The organism is Herbiconiux sp. VKM Ac-1786, assembly GCF_015350805.1.
GTDB lineage: Bacteria > Actinomycetota > Actinomycetes > Actinomycetales > Microbacteriaceae > Herbiconiux.
On sequence record NZ_JADKSG010000001.1, the window covers coordinates 1,446,553 to 1,465,832 of the forward strand.

At 71.9% G+C, this 19,280-nt stretch carries 20 protein-coding genes; 17 read left to right on the plus strand and 3 right to left on the minus strand.

What is annotated here, in order from left to right; all coding sequences use genetic code 11:
- The first annotated feature begins 6 nt into the window (after positions 1 to 6).
- From ITJ64_RS07225 to ITJ64_RS07245, 5 genes are read left to right on the plus strand one after another with little or no spacing between them, the layout of a single operon-like run.
- Positions 7 to 330 carry a lycopene cyclase domain-containing protein gene (locus tag ITJ64_RS07225; RefSeq protein WP_194680000.1) on the plus strand — a complete coding sequence of 108 codons (324 nt, stop codon included), beginning with the start codon at positions 7 to 9 and terminating at the stop codon, positions 328 to 330.
- On the plus strand, positions 327 to 650 hold the full coding sequence (locus ITJ64_RS07230; protein ID WP_194680001.1) for a lycopene cyclase domain-containing protein: 324 nt from the start codon (positions 327 to 329) through the stop codon (positions 648 to 650). Before ITJ64_RS07225 ends, ITJ64_RS07230 begins: the two co-directional genes overlap by 4 nt.
- The gene (locus ITJ64_RS07235) at positions 647 to 1,507 is read left to right on the plus strand and encodes a prenyltransferase (protein WP_194680002.1); all 861 of its coding nucleotides are present in this window, start codon (positions 647 to 649) and stop codon (positions 1,505 to 1,507) included. The genes ITJ64_RS07230 and ITJ64_RS07235 overlap by 4 nt, the downstream gene beginning before the upstream one ends.
- Positions 1,508 to 1,537: 30 nt before the next feature.
- A complete protein-coding gene (locus ITJ64_RS07240; protein WP_194680003.1) occupies positions 1,538 to 2,854 on the plus strand; it encodes an SGNH/GDSL hydrolase family protein in 1,317 nt (438 codons plus the stop codon).
- Positions 2,855 to 2,912: 58 nt separating this feature from the next.
- Complete coding sequence (locus ITJ64_RS07245) at positions 2,913 to 4,211, plus strand: APC family permease (RefSeq protein ID WP_194680004.1); 1,299 nt, start codon at positions 2,913 to 2,915, stop codon at positions 4,209 to 4,211.
- On the opposite strand, the gene ITJ64_RS07250 is transcribed toward ITJ64_RS07245, so the two are convergent.
- Entirely contained in the window at positions 4,171 to 6,780 is a 2,610-nt protein-coding gene (locus tag ITJ64_RS07250) for an excinuclease ABC subunit UvrA (RefSeq protein ID WP_194680005.1), read from the minus strand. The two genes, ITJ64_RS07245 and ITJ64_RS07250, sit on opposite strands and share 41 nt — an antisense overlap.
- Before the next feature lie 86 nt (positions 6,781 to 6,866).
- Positions 6,867 to 7,841: a sigma-70 family RNA polymerase sigma factor gene (locus tag ITJ64_RS07255; RefSeq protein WP_179546851.1), complete on the minus strand. Its 975-nt coding sequence runs from the start codon at positions 7,839 to 7,841 to the stop codon at positions 6,867 to 6,869.
- Between the two features lie 285 nt (positions 7,842 to 8,126).
- Here ITJ64_RS07255 and ITJ64_RS07260 point away from each other — a divergent pair, with 285 nt between their 5' ends.
- From ITJ64_RS07260 to crcB, 5 genes are all read left to right on the plus strand, one after another.
- Entirely contained in the window at positions 8,127 to 8,822 is a 696-nt protein-coding gene (locus ITJ64_RS07260; RefSeq protein ID WP_194680006.1) for a hypothetical protein, read from the plus strand.
- A 73-nt stretch (positions 8,823 to 8,895) separates the two neighbouring features.
- Positions 8,896 to 9,690 carry a YcnI family protein gene (locus ITJ64_RS07265; RefSeq protein ID WP_194680007.1) on the plus strand — a complete coding sequence of 265 codons (795 nt, stop codon included), beginning with the start codon at positions 8,896 to 8,898 and terminating at the stop codon, positions 9,688 to 9,690.
- Positions 9,687 to 10,325 carry a copper resistance CopC family protein gene (locus tag ITJ64_RS07270; protein WP_194680008.1) on the plus strand — a complete coding sequence of 213 codons (639 nt, stop codon included), beginning with the start codon at positions 9,687 to 9,689 and terminating at the stop codon, positions 10,323 to 10,325. Before ITJ64_RS07265 ends, ITJ64_RS07270 begins: the two co-directional genes overlap by 4 nt.
- A 52-nt stretch (positions 10,326 to 10,377) precedes the next feature.
- On the plus strand, positions 10,378 to 10,848 hold the full coding sequence (locus ITJ64_RS07275) for a CrcB family protein (RefSeq protein WP_194680009.1): 471 nt from the start codon (positions 10,378 to 10,380) through the stop codon (positions 10,846 to 10,848).
- A complete protein-coding gene (gene crcB, locus ITJ64_RS07280; protein WP_194680010.1) occupies positions 10,845 to 11,228 on the plus strand; it encodes a fluoride efflux transporter CrcB in 384 nt (127 codons plus the stop codon). Before ITJ64_RS07275 ends, crcB begins: the two co-directional genes overlap by 4 nt.
- A gap of 54 nt (positions 11,229 to 11,282) precedes the next feature.
- Here crcB and ITJ64_RS07285 read toward each other — a convergent pair whose 3' ends face one another.
- A complete protein-coding gene (locus tag ITJ64_RS07285; protein ID WP_194680011.1) occupies positions 11,283 to 12,629 on the minus strand; it encodes an MFS transporter in 1,347 nt (448 codons plus the stop codon).
- A 134-nt stretch (positions 12,630 to 12,763) separates the two neighbouring features.
- Here ITJ64_RS07285 and ITJ64_RS07290 point away from each other — a divergent pair, with 134 nt between their 5' ends.
- The 7 genes from ITJ64_RS07290 to ITJ64_RS07320 all read left to right on the plus strand — a co-directional run bounded on the left by ITJ64_RS07290 (position 12,764) and on the right by ITJ64_RS07320 (position 19,274).
- Complete coding sequence (locus ITJ64_RS07290) at positions 12,764 to 13,990, plus strand: S1C family serine protease (RefSeq protein ID WP_194680012.1); 1,227 nt, start codon at positions 12,764 to 12,766, stop codon at positions 13,988 to 13,990.
- A gap of 163 nt (positions 13,991 to 14,153) precedes the next feature.
- On the plus strand, positions 14,154 to 16,025 hold the full coding sequence (dnaK, locus tag ITJ64_RS07295) for a molecular chaperone DnaK (RefSeq protein WP_194680013.1): 1,872 nt from the start codon (positions 14,154 to 14,156) through the stop codon (positions 16,023 to 16,025).
- A gap of 3 nt (positions 16,026 to 16,028) precedes the next feature.
- Positions 16,029 to 16,610, plus strand: a complete 582-nt coding sequence (locus ITJ64_RS07300) for a nucleotide exchange factor GrpE (RefSeq protein ID WP_194680014.1) — start codon at positions 16,029 to 16,031, stop codon at positions 16,608 to 16,610.
- On the plus strand, positions 16,603 to 17,592 hold the full coding sequence (locus ITJ64_RS07305) for a DnaJ C-terminal domain-containing protein (RefSeq protein WP_194680015.1): 990 nt from the start codon (positions 16,603 to 16,605) through the stop codon (positions 17,590 to 17,592). Before ITJ64_RS07300 ends, ITJ64_RS07305 begins: the two co-directional genes overlap by 8 nt.
- Positions 17,593 to 17,690: 98 nt before the next feature.
- A complete protein-coding gene (locus ITJ64_RS07310; protein ID WP_194680016.1) occupies positions 17,691 to 18,122 on the plus strand; it encodes a heat shock protein transcriptional repressor HspR in 432 nt (143 codons plus the stop codon).
- Between the two features lie 66 nt (positions 18,123 to 18,188).
- The gene (locus ITJ64_RS07315; protein ID WP_194680017.1) at positions 18,189 to 18,659 is read left to right on the plus strand and encodes a hypothetical protein; all 471 of its coding nucleotides are present in this window, start codon (positions 18,189 to 18,191) and stop codon (positions 18,657 to 18,659) included.
- 81 nt (positions 18,660 to 18,740) lie between these two features.
- Positions 18,741 to 19,274, plus strand: a complete 534-nt coding sequence (locus ITJ64_RS07320; RefSeq protein WP_194680018.1) for a hypothetical protein — start codon at positions 18,741 to 18,743, stop codon at positions 19,272 to 19,274.
- The last annotated feature ends 6 nt before the right edge of the window (positions 19,275 to 19,280 follow it).

Here is a 19,280-nt window from a genome sequence, read left to right on the forward strand (position 1 = left end):
CCCGGCATGGGCATCCTGTACCTCGCCGCCCTGCTGGTGTCGCTCACCGGCATGGTCGTGCTCGACCGGCGGTTCCGGCTGTTCTTCTTCGACCGGCCCGGCCGGGCCGCGATCGTGCTCGTGGTCGGCGTGCTGTTCTTCGTCGTGTGGGACCTGTTCGGCATCGGCCTCGGCATCTTCTTCCGCGGCGAGACGTCGTTCATGACCGGGCTGCAGGTGGCGCCCGAGCTGCCGGTCGAGGAGCTGTTCTTCCTCACCCTGCTCTGCTACCTGACGATGAACGTGTTCCGGGGGGCGCAGCTCCTGCTCGAGCGGCGGAGGACGGCATGACCTACTGGGCCTTGAACGCCGTGTTCCTCGCCGTGGTGGCGGTCGTGGCGGTGCTCGCCGCCGTGGTGGTCCGGCGCGCGCATCCGGATGCCCGCCGCGGCCTTCTGGGCGTGTTCGGTCTCACGGCCGGCCTGCTGCTCGTGCTCACCGCGCTGTTCGACAACGTGATGATCGCGATCGGCCTCGTGGGCTACGACGAAGGACGCATCTCGGGCGCCTTCATCGGCATCGCACCGCTCGAGGACTTCGCCTACGCGCTCGCCGCCGCCGTGCTGCTGCCCTCGCTCTGGCTGCTGCTCGGCACGAGGAGCCGCGCATGATCCGCCAGCTGCTCGTCTCGTCGCGCCCGCTCTCGTGGGTGAACACCGCGTTCCCGTTCGCGGCCGGCTACCTGATGACCACGCGCGAGGTCGACCTCGTGTTCGTGCTCGGCACGATCTACTTCCTCATCCCGTACAACCTCGCGATGTACGGCATCAACGACGTCTTCGACTACGAGTCCGACCTGCGGAACCCGCGGAAGGGCGGGGTCGAGGGCGCGGTGCTCGACCGGTCGCTGCACAAGGTCACGCTCTGGGCCGTGGTGATCACGAACGTCCCGTTCCTCGTGTACCTCGTGGCGGTGGGGTCGCCGCTGTCGTGGCTGGTGCTCGCGATCAGCGTGTTCGCCGTGATCGCGTACAGCATGAAGGGTCTGCGCTTCAAGGAGCGGCCCTTCCTCGACTCGCTCACCTCGTCGACGCACTTCGTCAGCCCGCTGGTCTACGGCCTCGTGCTGGCGGGGGCGGTGTTCACCCCGGCGCTCTGGGCGGTGCTCGGCGCCTTCTTCCTCTGGGGAGTGGCGAGCCATGCCTTCGGGGCGGTTCAGGACATCGTGGCCGACCGCGAGGGCGGCATCTCCTCGATCGCCACCGTCATCGGCGGGCGGGCGACCGTGCGGTTCGCCTTCGCCTGCTACGTGCTCGCGGGGCTGCTGCTGCTGGCCTCGGAGTGGCCGGGCCCGATCGCCGCGGTGCTCGCTCTGCCCTACGCGCTGAGCGTCGTGCCGTACTGGTCGGTGCGCGACGAGGATGCGGAGACCGCCAACCGGGGCTGGAAGCGGTTCCTCTGGTTCAACTTCCTCAGCGGCTTCGTGGTGACGATGCTCCTGATCTGGACCTGGGTGCTGCGTCCGTAGGCGCCGGCGGGTTCTGCCTACACTTCTGGGATGGAACGCAGACCGGTCGCCGAGCGCCGGCCGCGGCTGCTGATCGGCATCGCCGCGGCCTCCGCCGCCCTCGCGCTGGTGGCCACGGGCGTCTCGGTCTGGGCGGTGGCCTCCGAGCCGGCGCCCGAGCCCACCCTCGTCGCCGAGGGGCCCGGGCCATCGGGGCTGACGCTGCAGCGCCAGGCCGGGAGCCCGGAGCGCACCGTCGACTACAGCTTCGGCCACACCATCGACCACGTCGTGCCGAGCCCGTCCGCGCGCCTGGACGCGAGCATGCGGGTGCCGTTCGAGCTGGGCGCCGACGCGACGGCGTTCCGCATCCACCTGCGCAACTGGCAGTTCAACACCGAGGAGGTGTTCACCGACCCCGTGACGATCACCGGCATGGCGGTGGGGGAGCAGCTGGCGGCGCCCATCGGGGCGGGCGGAGCATCCGTCACCGGGTTGACCGGCCAGTTCGACGGCACGCCCGTGGAGGTCTCGGCCACGGTCAACCTCGCGGCGGAGGGAATCGTCACCGACTGGATCGAGCCCGACCGGTTCGCGCTCGAGGCGCACACGGGCTACCTGCTCGGGCTCGGCTTCACGACCCCGGCCGGGGCGACGCTCGCCACGACCCCGGGCGTCTCGTGGCTCGACACCGGCGGGGCCTCCGGGCGCTTCGCCGCGGCCGGCGCGGTGGGGCAGCCGGTGTCGCTCGGCTACTTCGACGTCTGGATCGAGTACCGGGTCGATCCCGACGTGCCGGTGCTGGTGAGCGTCGGGCACTCGCTCAACGCGCCCGGCAGCTACGACGAGGCCGCCTCGCCCACCCGGGGCCAGGCCACCGCCTGGCCGCAGCAGTGGGCACTGTCGAACGACGCGGCCGCCGTGACCTTCGCGTCGCCGGGGGCGCAGACGCCCGTGTTCGCGCCCGCCTCCGCGAAGTGGCAGGAGTACGGCGAGCTCGACCCCGACGTCGTCACGATCTGGACGGCCTCGAACGACATCGCCCACGGGCGGCCGCTGGCCGACATCCAGCGCGACTGGTCGGCGATCGTGTCGACGGTGAAGCGATTGTGGCCGGATGCCCGGGTGTACGCGATGACGGAGCCGCCCCGCGATCTCGGCCCCGCCGAGGAGCAGACGCGGCTCGACTGGAACGCGTGGCTCGGGCTCGTGCCGCCCGGCATCGACCGCGTGATCGACGCGGACTACGCCCTGCGCGACCCTCTGCAGCCCTCGCTGCTGCGGCCCGACGTGGACGCGGACGGCATCCACTTCTCGGCGCGCGGCCACTCGATCATCGCGGGCCTGGTGCCGGTGCCGCGCCTCTGACGGGGCATGGGCGCGGGGTCGCCGTCGGGCGTTCACGGGGGCCGGGTAGGGTGCGGGCGTGACCGCCTCCGCACCGCTCGCCCGACGCCTGGGGCTCGGCGACGCCGTCGTGATCGGGCTGGCCGCCATGATCGGCGCCGGTATCTTCTCGGCGCTCGCCCCCGCCGCGGGCGCCGCCGGGCCGCTGCTGCTCGTCGCCCTGCTCGTGGCCGCCGTGGTGGCCTACGCCAACGCGAGCTCCTCGGCCCAGCTCGCCGCGCAGTACCCCTCGGCCGGCGGCACCTACGTCTACGGGCGCGAGCGGCTGGGGGAGTGGTGGGGCTTCGCCGCCGGCTGGTGCTTCGTGATCGGCAAGACCGCGAGCTGCGCCGCCATGGCGCTCGCCTTCGCCGCGTACGCCGTGCCGCCCGCCTGGCAGCAGCCGGTGGCGGCGCTCGCCGTGGCGGCGCTGGTCGCGGTCAACTCCTTCGGCATCACCCGCACCGCGCGGCTGGCTCGGGTGCTCGTGGTGGCGGTGATCGCCGTGCTGGTGCTGGTGGCCGTGTCGGGGCTCGCCGGGAGCGTGGGCGGTGACGGCGGCGTCGTCGAGGCGTCGGGGGCGGGCGACCCGGCCGCCGCGCCCGGCCTCTACGGCGTGCTGCAGGGTGCGGGGCTGCTCTTCTTCGCCTTCGCCGGGTACGCGCGCATCGCCACCCTCGGGGAGGAGGTGCGCGACCCGGCGCGCACCATCCCGCGCGCGATCGCCCTCGCCTTCGGCATCGCGCTCGTGCTCTACGCCGTGATCGCCGCGGTCGCCCTCGGGGCGCTCGGGTCGGCCGGACTGGCGGGTCAGGCGGATCCGCTCGTGGCCGTGGTGCGCGCGAACGGGTGGGACTGGGCGGCGCCGGTCGTGCGCGTCGGCGCCGCGCTCGCGTGCCTCGGGGCTCTGCTCGCGCTGGTGGCGGGGGTGGGCCGCACCGCGCTGGCGATGGCGCGCGAGGGCGACCTGCCGCGGGGGCTCGCGGCCGTGCATCCGCTGTACCGGGTGCCTCGGCGGGCCGAGCTCGTGCTGGGCGCGGTGGTGGTGCTGATCGTGCTGACGGTCGACCTGCGCGGGGCGATCGGCTTCTCGTCGTTCGGGGTGCTGCTCTACTACTTCGTCGCGAATGCGGCGGCGTTCACCCAGGCTCCGGATGCGCGGCGGTACCCGCGCGCCCTCCAGGTGCTCGGCGCGGTGGGCTGCGTGCTGCTCGTTCTGACGCTGCCCGTGCCCTCGGTCGTCGCGGGGGCCGCGGTGGTCGTGCTGGGGCTCGGCGGGCGGCTCGTGGTGCGGGCGGTCAGTCGCCGGGAAGGGCGGCCGCGAGGAACGGCGCCGTGACGCTCCCCTCCGCCCGGGCGACCTCGCGCGGCGTGCCCTCGGCCATCACCTCGCCGCCGGCGTCCCCGGCACCCGGGCCGAGGTCGATCACCCAGTCGGCCTGCGCCACCACCCGCATGTCGTGCTCCACCATGATCACCGTGTTGCCGCCGTCGACCAGCCGCTGCAGATGCTCCAGCAGGCGGTCGGTGTCGGCGGGATGCAGCCCCGACGTCGGCTCGTCGAGCAGGTACAGCGTGTCTCCGCGCTGCACCCGCCGGAGCTCGGACGCGAGCTTCACGCGCTGCGCCTCGCCGCCCGAGAGCTCGGTGGCCGGCTGCCCGAGGGCGACGTAGCCGAGCCCCACGTCGAGCAGGGCGTCCAGGTGGCGCACCGCCTCGGCGTCTCCCGCGAACAGCTCGCGGGCTTGGCTGACACTGAGCCCGAGCACCTCGGCGATCGTCGCGCCCTCGAACCGGATCTCGAGCGTCTCGTCGTTGTACCGCGCGCCGTGGCAGGTGCTGCAGGGCGCGTGCACCGTGGGCAGGAAGAGCAGCTCGACCTCCATGGTGCCCTCCCCCTTGCACGTCGGGCACCGGCCGCTCGGCAGGTTGAACGAGAAGCGGCTCGCGGCGTAGCGCCGCCTCTTCGCCTCCGGGGTCGCCGCGAACAGGGTGCGGATGCGATCGAACAGCCCCGTGTACGTCGCCACGTTCGACCGCGGCGTGCGGCCGATCGGCTTCTGGCTGACCTGCACGATGCGCCGCAGCCGATCCGCCGGCCCGGAGGCGCGCCCCGCGGTGGCGACGGGGGAGGGGGTGAGCAGGAGCGCGTCGGCGGCCGGATCCTCGACCGTTGTCTCGGTGCCGGAGTCCCGCTCGTCGACCTCGCTGGACAGGCTCGCGCGCAGCAGCTCGGGCACCGCCTGGTTCACGAGCGTCGACTTGCCCGACCCCGAGACCCCCGTCACCGCCGTCAGGCAGCCGAGCGGGAACGACACCGACAGCCCCGCGATGTTGTTCCGGGTCACGTCAGTGAACTCCATTCGGGTGCCCGTGTCGCGACCGGCGGATGCCCGGGCCGGCGCTCCGGCCGAGCCGGCGCCCTCGGCGAAGAGGTACCGGCGCGTGACCGACTCGTCCACGTCGCGGAGCCCCTCGAGCCCGCCCGAGTAGACCACCCGCCCGCCCGTCGCCCCCGCACCCGGACCGATGTCGACGATCCAGTCGGCCTCGCGGATCACGTCGAGCGAGTGCTCGACGAAGAAGACCGTGTTCCCGCTGTCCCGCAGCCGGCGCAGGATGCCGAGCAGGGCCGTCGTGTCGGCCGGGTGCAGCCCCGCCGACGGCTCGTCGAGCACGAACACCACGCCGAACAGCTGGGAGAGCACCTGGGTGGCCAGGCGCATCCGCTGCAGCTCGCCCGAGGAGAGGGTGATCGTGGTGCGGTCGAGCGAGAGGTAGCCGAGACCGAGGTCGGTGATGGGGGAGAGCCGGGCGAGCAGCTCGCCCACCAGCCGCTGGGCGGCCAGGCGCTTCTCGGGAGGGAGCGGCCCGGCCTCGCCCGCACCCGCACCCGCACCCGCACCCGCACCGAGGGGCTCCCACGTGGGCTCCAGGGCCGCGGCCATCAGCTCGGCCACCTCGTCGAGCGGCAGGGCCACGAGATCCGTGATCGTGCGCCCCTCGAAGGTCACGGCCAGGGCCTCGGGCTTCAGCCGCCGCCCGCCGCAGCTCGGGCAGAGCACACTTCGCAGGAACGTGGACGCGCGCTCGCGCATCCGGGCGCTCTTGGAGTTGGCGAAGGTGTCGAGCACGTAGCGCCGCACCCCGAGGAAGGTGCTCATGTACCGGGGTGACCGGCCGGCGGCGACGGCCTTCCGCACCTCGGCCGGCGAGCGGTCGGTGAAGATGGGCACCTGCGGCGACTCGTCGGTGAACAGCGCCCAGTCGCGCTGCTCCTCCGAGAGCTCCCGCCACGGCACGTCGACGTCGTAGCCGAGCGAGATCAGGCTGTCGCGCAGCTGCTTGCCGTGCCAGGCGGTGGGCCAGGCGGCCAGGGCGCCGTCACGGATGCTCAGCGAGTCGTCGGGCACCATCAACTCGAGCGGCACGTCGAACACGCGGCCGATGCCGTGGCAGGTGGGGCAGGCGCCCTGCACCGTGTTGGGCGAGAAGTCCTCGGCGAAGAGCATCGGCGCGCCGGAGGGATAGCTGCCCACCCGGGAGAAGAGCATGCGCACCACGCTGGAGATGGTCGTGGCGCTGCCCACCGTCGAGCGGGCACTGCCTCCCGACCGCTGCTGCGGCAGCGCCACGGCGGGAGGGAGGCCTTCGATCGAGTCGACGTCGGCCACGCCGACCTGGTCGATCAGCCGGCGGGCGTACGGTGCGACCGACTCGAAGTAGCGGCGCTGGGCCTCGGCGTAGAGCGTGCCGAAGGCGAGCGAGCTCTTGCCCGACCCCGAGACCCCCGTGAACGCGACGAGGGCGTCACGGGGGAGATCGACGTCGACGCCCTGCAGGTTGTGCTCGCGGGCGCCCCGCACCCGAACGAGATCGAGGGGCGGGCGGGCGTCGTGTGAGGTCATTCCATCCAGTCTGGCCCCGAACACGGCTGACGCCCGCCCCCGGAGGGACGGGCGTCAGAGGAGATGCGACCGGGTGACGGCGGGCGTCAGGCGATCAAGTAGTCGTGCAGGGCCTCGTCGCGCAGCATGCCGAGCGCGCGGCGCTGGATCTGGCGGGCGCGCTCGCGCGAGACGCCGAGCACGTCGCCGATCTGGTCGAACGACATCGGGTCCTCGCCGTCGAGACCGAAGCGCATGCAGACGACCCGGGCCTCACGGGGAGGCAGGGTGGCCAGCGCGACCGAGAGGTCGTGGTGCTGCAGCGTGGCGGCGGCGGCGTCGAACGGCTGGGCCTGCGTGGTGTCCTCGATCAGGTCGCCGAGCTCGGCGTCGTCGTCTCCGACGGGGGTGTGGATCGAGACCGTGTCGCGACCGTGGCGGATGAGCTCCTGCACCTTGGCGGGCGGCAGGTCGACCGCGGCGGCCACCTCGTCGATGGAGGGCTCGCGGCCCAGCTCGATCATCAGCCGGCGCTGCATGCGGGTGATCGAGGAGATCTTCTCCGAGGTGTGCACCGGGATGCGGATGATGCGGCCGCTGTCGGCGAGGGCCCGGTTGATGGACTGCTTGATCCACCAGGAGCCGTAGGTCGAGAACTTGAAGCCGGCCTGGTAGTCGAACTTCTCGACGGCCCGCACGAGGCCGATGTTGCCCTCCTGGATCAGGTCGAGGAAGGGCAGGCCGCGCTCGAGGTAGCGCTTGGCGATCGAGACCACGAGACGGAGGTTCGCCTGGATGAGCTGGCGCTTGGCGGCCTGGCCGTCGCGGGCCAGGTACTGCAGCTCGCGCTTCAGGGTGGCGTCGATGACGGGGTTCTCGGCGAGCTTCGCGTCGGCGATGACGCCGACCTCGATGCGGCGGCCGAGGTCGACCTCGTCCTCGGCGGTGAGAAGGGCGGTGCGCCCGATCTGGCGCAGGTAGTCCTTCACGGGGTCTTCGGAAGCCCCTCGGATGTCGCTCAGCCGTGCCTGCGGCTCGGCCTCGTCGATCTCCGGTGCGGTCGTGACTGTTGAGCGTGACATCTTCATCTCCGTAACTACTTCGACTACTTCGCTTGCACTGCGACTGCAACCGAGCCGTGCGGTGCAGTGCGTTCATCCCGGTCGTATCGGCAGGCTAGCCCGCCTCCGCCTGTGCCCCCTAATGGGGACAAGGGGGGTTGACTTTCGTCGGCTTTAACGCCATGTATCTAGTTCGTCTAACTTCTCGTCTGTCAGAAGTTAAGTCAAGCGGCGTGCGGCTCAGTTCGTTTCACGACTTAAGATCGAGGGTGCGGCGCCCCTCGCGCACGCGGGAGGACGGGCCGGATGACGAGCAGGACGACGAGGGCCGCGCGCGGTCTCGCGGCCGCCTCGATCGCCCTGTTCCTCGCAGCTCTCTCGCACGTGGCGGCCGGGGGCGGGGCGCCCGGGCAGGCCGGAGCGGCGCTCGCCGCAGCCTTCGCCGCCCTCGTGTGCGTCGGTCTCGCCGGCCGCCGACTCTCGGTGCCGCGCCTGGCGATCGCGGTTCTGATCAGCCAGTTCGCCTTCCACCTGCTCTTCGCGGTCGGCAGCGGCACGGGGTCGGGGCTCGCCGTGGCGACGGCCCACCACCACGGTCGGCCGGTCTCGACCCTGGTTCCGGATGCCCTGCAGGACTCCCTCGCCGCCGCCCCCGCGCACGCCCACACCTCGGGCTGGATGTGGGCCTCGCACGCGGTCGCGGCCGTGCTGACGGTGCTCGTGCTGGCCCGCGGCGAGCTCGTCGCGCGGCGGCTCGTGGCGCTCGGCCGGCACCGTGTCTGGGAGCCCGTGCGGGTGCTCGCCGGACGGGTCGCCGGGGCGACGCTCGCCCGGCTGGCCGCGGTGCTGCACTCGGCGGTCACCGAGAATTCACCCGAGATCCACCGGCTGAGGCAGTTCAGCGTCGCGGTCGGGCCCGCCCTGAAGGAGTGGATGCTCGCGCTCGGCAGCCTCGGGCACCGGGGGCCGCCGCGGGCGCTCGCCGCGCATCCCTCGTTCTGAGCCCGGCCGGGTTCGGACGGTGCGGGTGCGCGCGCTCACGCGACCCCTCACCACTTCGAACGGAATCGGAACCATGACGACTCAGACCACTTCCCGGCGTGCCCGCACGACCGGAATCGCGACCCTCTCGGGTCTCGCCGCCCTCGCCCTCGCGATCGCGGCGCCGCTCTCGGCCAGCGCGCACGTGCGCGTCGACCCCGGACAGGCCTCTCCCGGCGGCTACACCACCCTCACCTTCAAGGTGCCGAACGAGTCGGCCACGGCGAGCACCACCTCGCTCACGGTCGACCTGCCGACGGACGCCCCCTTCACCAGCGTCAGCTACCAGCCCGTGCCCGGCTGGACCGCCGAGGTCACCGAGGCCGCGCTGCCCGAGCCGATCGAGGTCGGCGACGCCACCATCACCCAGGCGCCGGTCTCGGTCACCTGGACCGCGACCGGCGAGGGCATCGGCGACGGGGAGTTCCAGCTCTTCCCGATCTCGGTCGGACCGGTGCCCGACACGGGGTCGATCGCGCTGCCCGCGCACCAGGGCTACTCGGACGGCTCGGTCGTGGACTGGGACGAGCCGCTCGGCGACGACGGCTCGGAGCAGGAGCACCCGGCGCCCGTGCTGTACGTGAACGACGCCCCGCCGGTGGACGAGCACGCGGGGATGGCCCCGATGACGGCGGGCTCGGACGGGTCGGGATCGGGTTCGGCATCGGCCTCCGGGTCGGGACCGGACGACCTCGGGGCCCTCGGCCTCGGGTTCGGCATCGGCGGCTTCGTGCTGGGAGCGGCTGCCCTGGTGCTGGCGGGCGTCGCCCTCGTGCGCCGGCGCCCGTCGGCGTCCGGTGCCGCGGGAGCCGGGACGGCCGGCCGATGAGGCGCCTGGTGCGCGGTCTGGCGGCGGGGGTGCTCGCGGCCGGGCTCGGCCTGGCGGGGCTCGTGGCGGGCGGCTCGGCCGCATCCGCCCACGACTTCCTCGTGTCGACCACACCGGCCGCCGACACGACGGTCAGCGAGGCACTGAGCGAGGTGTCGCTGACGTTCAACGAGCCGCCGCTGACCGAGCTGGGGGCCGGCATCGCGATCCAGGTGAATGACCCGGCCGGGGCCACCGTCTCCAGCGGGGAGGTGTCGATCGTCGACAGCACGCTCGGCATCGCTGTGGCACCGACCACGGTGGGCTCGTACACGGTGATCTGGCAGACCGTGTCGTCGGACGGGCATCCGGTGTCGGGGGAGTACACCTTCGACTACCAGGGGCCCGTGGCGGCGGCGCCGACGTCGGCCGCACCGACGTCGGCCGCACCGAGTGCGTCAGCGAGCGAGACGGCCGACGCCGAGCCGGTGGCACCGGATTCGTCGCCCGCGGCCACGGCGACACCCGAGGCCGCTGCGGCCGACGGCACCTCCGCGCTGCCGCTCGTGCTCGTCGGTGTCGGTGCGGCCGTGCTGCTGCTCGTCGCGGTCGTCGTGGTGCTGGCGGTCGTTCTGAGGCGGCGTCCCAGCGCCTGAGACGGCGGCCGGGGCGACCGGGCCGGCGCGGAGGTCGGAGTAGCCTGAGCGCGTGACGAGAGCGCGACGGGCCGACCACCTCCGGGCCGGGCCGGTGGCCCTCGTGGCCGCCGGGGGAGCCGTGGGCACGGCGCTGCGGGCCGGGATCGCGCTGGTCGTGCATCCGGTCGGCGGGTTCCCCGTGGCGATCTTCGGCATCAACATCGTGGGCGCCTTCGTGCTCGGGATGCTGCTGCAGGCGCTCACCGCGCGCGGCGCCGACACGGGGCGGCGGCGCACGCTGCGCCTGTTCGTCGGAACCGGGGTGCTCGGCGGGTTCACGACCTACAGCGCGCTGTCCTCCGACAGCGCCGTGCTGCTGACCTCGGGCGGCCTCGCGCTGGCCCTCGCCTACGGCCTCGCGACCGTGCTCCTCGGGGCCCTCGCGAGCTGGGGCGGCATCGCCCTGGGCGCGGCCCTCGGCAGTCCAGAGGGCCGCGACCGGATGCCCGTCGACTCCGACGCGTCGGGAGATCCGCGGTGACGCCGCTGCTGTTCCTCGCCGTGGCGGCGGCCGGGGGTGTCGGCGCGGCGCTGCGCTTCGTCCTGGACGGGGTGGTGCGGGCGCGCATCCGCTCGAGCTATCCCGTCGGGGTGACGATCATCAACGTGACGGGGTCGTTCCTGCTCGGGCTGCTGACCGGCCTCGCGCTGTCCCGGCTCGTCTCGGACGAGTGGCTGCTCGTGCTCGGAACGGGGCTGCTCGGCGGTTACACGACGTTCAGCACCGCGAGCTTCGAGACGGTTCGGCTGCTGCAGCTGCGCCGCCCGGGCGCCGCCCTGGCCAACGGGCTCGGGATGCTCGTGGCGTCGGTCGCGGTCGCGACCCTCGGCCTCTGGCTCGGCACCCTCCCCGCGTCCTGACCACGGCCTCACCGCGGCGCGGGCCCGACCCGACCAGACCCGACCCGGCCGCGGCTACGCGCGGGAGCGCACCGGGATGAGCAGCAGCAGCCCCGCGAGCAGCACCAGCGCGATCCCCGCGATGCCCCAGTACTGCACGTTCGCCCCGGCGGGGCTCACGGCGGCGCCGATGCCGATGAACACCGTGAACATCGCCGGAGCCAGGAACGACGCGGCCCGCCCGGTGGTGGCGTAGAGCCCGAAGAGCTCGCCCTCCCGCCCGGCCGGGATGCGCCGCGACAGGAACGAGCGGCTCGCCGACTGCGCCGGGCCGACGAAGGCGCAGAGGGCGAGCCCGAAGGTCCAGAACACGACCTGCCCGCCGTCGTGCAGCGCGAACACGCACGCCGCGCAGACCAGCAGCCCCACCAGTGCCGTGACGATGACGGGCTTCGGCCCGAAGCGGTCGTCGAGCAGCCCCACCAGGATCGTCGACACCCCGGCCACCACGTTCGCCGCGATGGCGAAGATGATCACCTCGCCCGAGGTGAAGCCGAACGATCCGGCGGCGAGCACGCCACCGAAGGTGAACACGCCCGTCAGGCCGTCCCGGAAGACGGCGCTCGCGATCAGGAAGTACGCGGTCTGCCGGTCTTCGCGATAGAGCGTGCGGATGTGCCGGAACAGGATGCGGTACGACTCGACGATGCCCACGCGGGGCTCGGCGGCCCGGGCATCCGCCACCGGCCGGTTCTCGGGAACCGTCAGCAGCACGGGCAGCGCGAAGACGCCGAACCAGATCGCCGAGACCAGCACCGTCACGCGCACCGGCAGGCCGTCGGTCGAGGGCACGCCGAACAGCGCCGAGCCGCCGATCGGCTCGATGAAGCCGAAGTAGACGAACAGCAGCAGCACGATGCCGCCGACGTAGCCGAGCCCCCATCCCAGGCCCGAGACCTTGCCGACCGTCGCTTTCGTCGACACCTGCGAGAGCATCGCGTTGTAGTTCACCGAGGCGAACTCGAAGAAGATCGTGCCGACCGCGAGCAGGATGAGCCCGAGCCAGAGGAACGAGGCGTCGGGCGCCACGAAGAACATCAGCGCCGACAGCAGCACCACGATGTAGGTGTTGACCGCGAGCCAGAGCTTGCGACGGCCGCGCCGGTCGCTGCGCTGACCGGTGATGGGCGCGAGCAGGGCCACCAGCACGCCCGCGATCGTCATGGCGATGCCGAGCTGGGCCGACACCGCGGTCTCGCCGCCGAACGCGTCGCTGGTGAGGTAGACGGTGAACACGAAGGTCGTGATCACGGCGTTGAACGAGGCCGAGCCCCAGTCCCACAGCCCCCAGGCGAGCACGTGCCGACGCTGGGGCCGCACCGCGGCCGGGGACGTCTCTGTCAGGGGTGCGCCGTCGGTCATGGGGCTACCGTACTGCCGGCCGGTGAACAGGCGGTGGCGTGAAACGGCTCAGGATGCTCGCGCCGCACCCCGGTCATAAGAAGCTCTTAGCCGGGTCGAAGCCGGCCCTCGGGCGGCCGCCGTGGAATGGAGGCATGACCGACAACGCCCCCCGTGATCTCCCGCCCTTCCCCGTTCTCACCAACCGCGCCGCCCGGCGGCGGAGCCGGCGCGGACGCGTCGCCATCGTCTCGAGCCTCGCCGCGTTCGGCGCCGCCACCCTGCTGATCGTCGGGGGCGCCTCGTACGCCTCCGGCCTCGCCGCCGCGACGGCCGCCTCGACCCAGACGGGCACGTCGTCGACCGTCGTCGAGCTGCCGTCGACGCAGCTGCCGGGCTCGGGCTACCCGTCGCCGTACGGGCGCGGGACGGGCTCGTCCTCGGGCGCCTCGACCGGCACCCAGACCTCGGCGGTCGCCGCCTCCGCCGCCCAGACCGCCGGCGTCGTGACCATCGTCTCCGACCTCGGCTACCAGGGCGCCCAGTCGGCCGGCACGGGCATCGTGCTGACCTCCGACTGGATGATCCTCACGAACAACCACGTGATCGAGGGCTCCACGAGCATCCAGGTGACCGACGAGCTGACGGGCGAGAACTACTCCGCCACCGTCGTCGGCACCGACAAGACGAACGACATCGCCGTGCTGCAGCTCGACGGCGCGAGCGGCCTCACGACGGCCGCCCTCGACACCTCCGGCACCCTCGCGGCGGGCGACGCGGTCACGGCCGTCGGCAACGCCCAGGGCACGGGCGACCTCGTGGCCGCGGCCGGCACCGTCGCGGCGCTCGAGCAGACCATCACCACGCAGAGCGAGTACGGCATCTCGGGCGAGACCCTCGACGGGCTGATCCAGGTCGACGCCGACATCGTCTCGGGCGACTCCGGCGGCCCGCTGCTCGACGCCGACGGCGAGGTCGTGGGCATCGACACCGCGGCCTCCTCGGGCACGTCCGACATCACCGGCTTCGCGATCCCGATCCAGGATGCGCTCGACATCGTCGCCCAGATCGAGGCCGGCGCCGACACCGCCACCGTCGAGATCGGCTACCCGGGCTTCCTCGGCATCGGCGTGGCCGACACGGGCACGGGCGCCGGAGCGGGCGTCGCCTCGGTGATCGAGGGCACCCCCGCCGCATCCGCGGGTCTCACCGCCGGCGACGTCATCACCGCGGTGAACGGCACGGCGGTGGCCTCGGCGGAGGAGCTGACCGCGGTGCTCGGCGGAATGGAGCCCGGCGAGACGGTGTCGCTCGCGGTGACCACCGCATCCGGAACCAGTGGCACCGTGGACGTCACCCTGATCGCCGGACCGGCAGCCTGACGCCGGGGAATACTGAGGGACCACTGAGAGTTGAGTCGTATGCACTCAAGTTTTGGCACCCGGACTTGACGCCGGATGGCGCGGGTGGAAAACTTGAGCACACGAGGCTCAAGCCTCACAGGCTTTCAGTATTCAGCACTACCGACAGAAGGAGAACAGCCACATGGCTCGTGCAGTAGGAATCGACCTCGGTACCACCAACTCGGTGGTCGCCGTGCTCGAGGGTGGAGAGCCCACCGTCATCGCCAACGCGGAGGGCTTCCGCACCACGCCCTCCGTCGTCGCGTTCGCCAAAGACGGGGAGGTGCTCGTCGGTGAGACCGCGAAGCGCCAGGCCGTCACCAACGTCGACCGCACCATCTCCAGCGTGAAGCGCCACATCGGCACCGACTGGAAGGCCGACATCGACGGCAAGAAGCTCACGCCGCAGGAGATCTCGGCCCGCATCCTGGGCAAGCTCAAGCGCGACGCCGAGTCGTACCTGGGCGACACCGTCACCGACGCCGTCATCACGGTGCCCGCGTACTTCAACGACTCGGAGCGCCAGGCCACGAAGGAGGCCGGCGAGATCGCGGGCCTGAACGTGCTGCGCATCATCAACGAGCCCACCGCGGCCGCCCTGGCCTACGGCCTCGACAAGGGCAAGGAGGACGAGCTCATCCTCGTCTTCGACCTCGGTGGCGGAACGTTCGACGTCTCGCTGCTCGAAGTGGGCAAGGACGACGACTTCTCGACCATCCAGGTGCGCTCCACCTCGGGCGACAACCGCCTCGGCGGCGACGACTGGGACCAGCGGGTCGTCGAGTACCTGATCAAGCAGTTCAAGGACACCACGGGCGTCGACGTCTCGAAGGACAAGATCGCCCTGCAGCGCCTCAAGGAGGCCGCGGAGCAGGCCAAGAAGGAGCTCTCCTCGGGCATGTCGGCCAGCATCACGCTGCCCTACCTCTCGCTCACCGAGAACGGCCCCGCCAACCTCGACGCCACCCTCACCCGCGCCAAGTTCGAGGAGCTGACGAGCGACCTGCTCGCCCGCACCGAGAAGCCCTTCCGCGACGTGATCGCCGAGGCCGGTGTGTCGGTCAACGACATCGCCCACGTGGTGCTCGTCGGTGGATCGACCCGTATGCCCGCCGTGGTCGAGCTCGTCAAGAAGCTCACCGGTGGAAAAGACCCGAACAAGGGCGTCAACCCCGATGAGGTCGTCGCCGTCGGCGCCGCCCTCCAGGCCGGCGTGCTGAAGGGTGAGCGCAAGGACGTGCTGCTCATCGACGTCACCCCGCTGTCCCTCGGCATCGAGACCAAGGGCGGCATCATGACGAAGCTGATCGAGCGCAACACCGCGATCCCGACCAAGCGCAGCGAGACCTTCACGACCGCCGACGACAACCAGCCGTCGGTCGCCATCCAGGTCTTCCAGGGCGAGCGCGAGTTCACCCGCGACAACAAGAACCTGGGCACCTTCGAGCTCACCGGCATCGCCCCGGCCCCCCGCGGCATCCCGCAGGTGGAGGTCACCTTCGACATCGACGCGAACGGCATCGTGCACGTCTCGGCGAAGGACAAGGGCACCGGCAAGGAGCAGTCGATGACCATCACGGGCGGCTCGTCGCTGCCCAAGGAGGACATCGAGCGCATGGTGCGCGAGGCCGAGGAGCACGCCGCCGAGGACAAGGCGCGCCGCGAGGCCGCCGAGGTGCGCAACCAAGCCGAGACGCTCGCGTACTCGACCGACAAGCTCATCAAGGACAACGCCGACAAGCTGCCCGACGACGTGAAGAACGACGTGCAGGCCGATGTCGACGCCCTCAAGACCGCGCTCGCGGGTGAGGACGACGGGGCCGTGAAGACCGCGTTCGACAAGCTCAACGAGAGCCAGCAGAAGCTCGGCCAGGCCATCTATGCTTCTGCACAGGCCGACGCCGCGGCGCCTGCCGGCGAGCAGGGGGAGCCGACCGAGTCGACGTCGAACAACGACGACGACGTGGTCGACGCCGAGGTCGTCGAAGACGAAGACGAGCCGAAGGGCAAGTAAGCCATGACTGACGACAACCAGAACGGTCGTCAGCCTGCTGACGAGTCGGGGGCCTCCGAGCAGGAGACCCCCGACTCCGGGTTCATCCAGGCTGAAGGACCGGACGTGGAGACCTCGCTCTCCGACGCCGACCTCTCGTTCCTCTCGGGGCAGAGCTCGGCCGACGAGCTGGCCGCCGAGCGGCTGGCCGACCTGCAGCGGGTGACCGCGGAGTACGCCAACTACCGCAAGCGCACCGAGGCGAACCGCGACAGCGATCGCGAGCGCGCCGTCGGTGACGTCGTGAAGGTGCTGCTGCCCGTGCTCGACGACCTCGACCGGGCTGCGAAGCACGGCGACCTCGAGGAGGGCGGTCCGTTCACCGCGATCGCCGGCAAGCTCCGCTCGGCCGTCGAGCGCGTGGGCCTCAAGCCCTTCGCGACCGCGGGCGAGGAGTTCGACCCCCAGATCCACGAGGCGATCTTCCAGCAGCCCACCGCCGACGTGACGGCTCCGACCGTCGCCGACGTGGTGGAGTCGGGCTACTACCTCGGGTCAACGCTGCTGCGCGCCGCCAAGGTCGTGGTGGCGGTGCCCAATGGCTAGCCAGGACTGGTTCGACAAGGACTTCTACAAGACGCTCGGGGTGTCGAAAGACATCTCGGACGCCGACCTGAAGAAGGCCTATCGCAAGCTGGCCCGGCAGTACCACCCCGACTCGAACCAGGGCGACGCCGCGGCCGAGTCGCGCTTCAAGGAGATCAGCGAGGCCTACTCGGTGCTCTCCGACGCGGAGCAGCGCAAGGAGTACGACCAGATCCGGGCCATGGGCTCCGGCGCGCGCTTCACGGCGGGCGGCGGCGGCCAGGCCGGGGGCTTCGAAGACGTCTTCGGCGGCATGTTCGGCCAGGGCGGTGGCGGTGCCCGCGGGCAGAGCTACAGCTACCAGCAGGCTCCCGGCGGCTTCGACGACATCCTCGGCGGCATGTTCGGGCGCGGCGGCGGTCGGGCCGGCTTCGGCGGGGCCTACGGTCCCACCCGGGGTCGCGACGTCACGGCGCGCACGACCATCGACTTCGTCACCGCGGTCAAGGGCGACACCATCAAGCTGCAGACGGCGGATGGCAAGCCGATCACGGTGAAGATCCCGGCGGGCGTGGCCGACCAGCAGAAGATCAAGCTCCGCGGCAAGGGCGAGCCCTCGCCCGACGGCGGGGAGCCCGGCGACATCGTGCTCACGGTCTCGGTGCGGAAGCACCCGGTCTTCGAGCGCGACGGGCTGAACCTGCGGGTGAACGTGCCGGTCACGTTCGTCGAGGCGACGCTCGGCGCCACCATCGAGGTGCCGACGCTCGGCGGATCCCCCGTCAAGCTCAAGGTCGCGGCGGGCACCCCCTCGGGGCGCGTGCTGCGGGTCAAGGGCCGCGGGGTCTCGACCTCGAAGGGCACCGGCGACCTGCTCGCGGTCGTCCAGGTCGCGGTTCCGTCGCACCTGTCGCCGGCTCAGCGCGAGGCGCTCGAGGCGTTCCACGCGGTGGAGCCGCCCGAGAACCCGCGCGTCGAACTGCTCGAGAAGGCGCGCGAGTAGCGAACGGCCCCGGCCGGTTCTCTGGAACCGGCCGGGGCCGCTTTCGCATTCTTCATTCACGATCAGCACAGGACGATCACCACAGGACGGAGGGCGAGATGGACGGGGTCGACGAGAACTCGCCGCTGTTCGCCATCGCGGTCGCGGCCGAGCTCGCGGGCATGCACCCGCAGACGCTGCGCCAGTACGACCGCCTGGGGCTGGTGCGCCCCACCCGCACGGCGGGCAAGTCCCGCCGCTACTCGATGCGCGACGTCGTGCAGCTGCGCGAGATCGCCCGGCTGTCGTCGGAGGGCGTCTCCCTCGAGGGCATCGCGCGCATCCTGCAGCTCGAGAACCAGGTCGCCCAGCTGGGAGCCCGCGTGCGCGAGCTCGAGGGTGCCCTCGCCGACGAGCTCCTCAACCGCCCCGGCCGCCGCGTCTTCGCGGCCGGCGTCGAGGGCGAGGTCATCTCGCTCAAGCACGGCACCCGCACCCAGCGCCGCACCGAGCTCATGGTCTGGACCCCGCGCCCCGACCTCGACCTCTGACCCTCCCTCCCCTTCCCCTGACGATTACTCATTGACGACCCGCGATGCGCGGCCCAGGCTGAGAGGATGACGTCGCCACCCAGGATCAGCGTCGTGCAGCGGTACCCTCGGAATGTCGTGACCTGCGGGTTCGCCATCGGCCTGCCGCTCTGCGTGGGCGTCATCATGCTCGCCGTGCACCTGGCCTTTTTTGAATCGAGCTTCTTCCTCGGCGAGCTGACGCTGATCGTCGAGGCGATCGCAATGGTTGTACTCGCCTGGCTGGCCGGAGCCCTCACTGCGCAATGGGCCGCCGTGGATCGGCCGGTGGCCGTCACGTCGTGCACCCTGGTGGCAGCGGTCGTCCTGTGGGTGGTCGTCGTGGGGATCCTGGGTCAGGTGGGGGCGATGGTGCTCGTGGCCGCAGTGATGTCGTTCCCCGATGTGGCATTGGTCGTGATCGGTATCGTCGTAGTGTCCACGGCGGCGGCGATGCTCTTCGTTCTGACAGGCACGGTGCTGCTGGGTGCGTTCTTCGGACGGCTGCTCCGCCGGTGAGTGCCCGGTGTGGCTACGGGCGTCGTGCGGATCTGACGATTACTCATTGACGAGGTCGTCGGGGGGCCCGAGGCTGGGGGGATGACGACTTCTTCGCCGCGGGGGCACGGCCGACGACGGGCGATCGGGCGCTCGCAGGTGGGCGGGGCCGCGCTCGCCGGGCTGGTGAACGGGGGCGCGCTCGTCGTGCTGGTAGCCGGGTTCAGCTGGTGGAGCGTCGGCGGGTGGGACGAGGCCGAGCAGAGCGTGGGCGGGTGGCTCGTGCTGGCGCTCGCCGTCGTGGTGCTCACCGGGGCATGGTTCGCGGGGCGCGCGCTGCTGCGGCGGCGCGGGCTGAGGCGGGCGCGGTCGATCGTGTCGTGGTCGCTCGCGCTGTCGACGGTGCTCGTGGCCGTGCTGACGGTGGTCGCGGGGTGGGTGGCGGTGATGGTCGGCGTCTTCTCGGCACTCGTCATCTGGTCGGGGGAGTACGCCGACGACATCGCGGTGACCGCCGTGGTGCTGGTGTCGGCGCTGGCCGTGCTGCTGTCCACGGCGATCGGCGTGCTGTTCGCGGTGGTGTTCGCGAATGCCGAGCCGGTCGGAGGTTCGGGGGAGGAGGGGCGCAGCGCGTAACGTTGG

Coding starts and splice junctions, on each gene's coding strand:
- ITJ64_RS07225 (WP_194680000.1), top strand. CDS start 7: ATGGGCATCCTGTACCTCGCCGCCCTGCTGGTGTCGCTCACCGGCATG.
- ITJ64_RS07230 (WP_194680001.1), top strand. CDS start 327: ATGACCTACTGGGCCTTGAACGCCGTGTTCCTCGCCGTGGTGGCGGTC.
- ITJ64_RS07235 (WP_194680002.1), top strand. CDS start 647: ATGATCCGCCAGCTGCTCGTCTCGTCGCGCCCGCTCTCGTGGGTGAAC.
- ITJ64_RS07240 (WP_194680003.1), top strand. CDS start 1,538: ATGGAACGCAGACCGGTCGCCGAGCGCCGGCCGCGGCTGCTGATCGGC.
- ITJ64_RS07250 (WP_194680005.1), bottom strand. CDS start 6,780: ATGACCTCACACGACGCCCGCCCGCCCCTCGATCTCGTTCGGGTGCGG.
- ITJ64_RS07255 (WP_179546851.1), bottom strand. CDS start 7,841: ATGTCACGCTCAACAGTCACGACCGCACCGGAGATCGACGAGGCCGAG.
- ITJ64_RS07260 (WP_194680006.1), top strand. CDS start 8,127: ATGACGAGCAGGACGACGAGGGCCGCGCGCGGTCTCGCGGCCGCCTCG.
- ITJ64_RS07265 (WP_194680007.1), top strand. CDS start 8,896: ATGACGACTCAGACCACTTCCCGGCGTGCCCGCACGACCGGAATCGCG.
- ITJ64_RS07270 (WP_194680008.1), top strand. CDS start 9,687: ATGAGGCGCCTGGTGCGCGGTCTGGCGGCGGGGGTGCTCGCGGCCGGG.
- ITJ64_RS07285 (WP_194680011.1), bottom strand. CDS start 12,629: ATGACCGACGGCGCACCCCTGACAGAGACGTCCCCGGCCGCGGTGCGG.
- ITJ64_RS07290 (WP_194680012.1), top strand. CDS start 12,764: ATGACCGACAACGCCCCCCGTGATCTCCCGCCCTTCCCCGTTCTCACC.
- dnaK (WP_194680013.1), top strand. CDS start 14,154: ATGGCTCGTGCAGTAGGAATCGACCTCGGTACCACCAACTCGGTGGTC.
- ITJ64_RS07300 (WP_194680014.1), top strand. CDS start 16,029: ATGACTGACGACAACCAGAACGGTCGTCAGCCTGCTGACGAGTCGGGG.
- ITJ64_RS07305 (WP_194680015.1), top strand. CDS start 16,603: ATGGCTAGCCAGGACTGGTTCGACAAGGACTTCTACAAGACGCTCGGG.
- ITJ64_RS07310 (WP_194680016.1), top strand. CDS start 17,691: ATGGACGGGGTCGACGAGAACTCGCCGCTGTTCGCCATCGCGGTCGCG.
- ITJ64_RS07315 (WP_194680017.1), top strand. CDS start 18,189: ATGACGTCGCCACCCAGGATCAGCGTCGTGCAGCGGTACCCTCGGAAT.
- ITJ64_RS07320 (WP_194680018.1), top strand. CDS start 18,741: ATGACGACTTCTTCGCCGCGGGGGCACGGCCGACGACGGGCGATCGGG.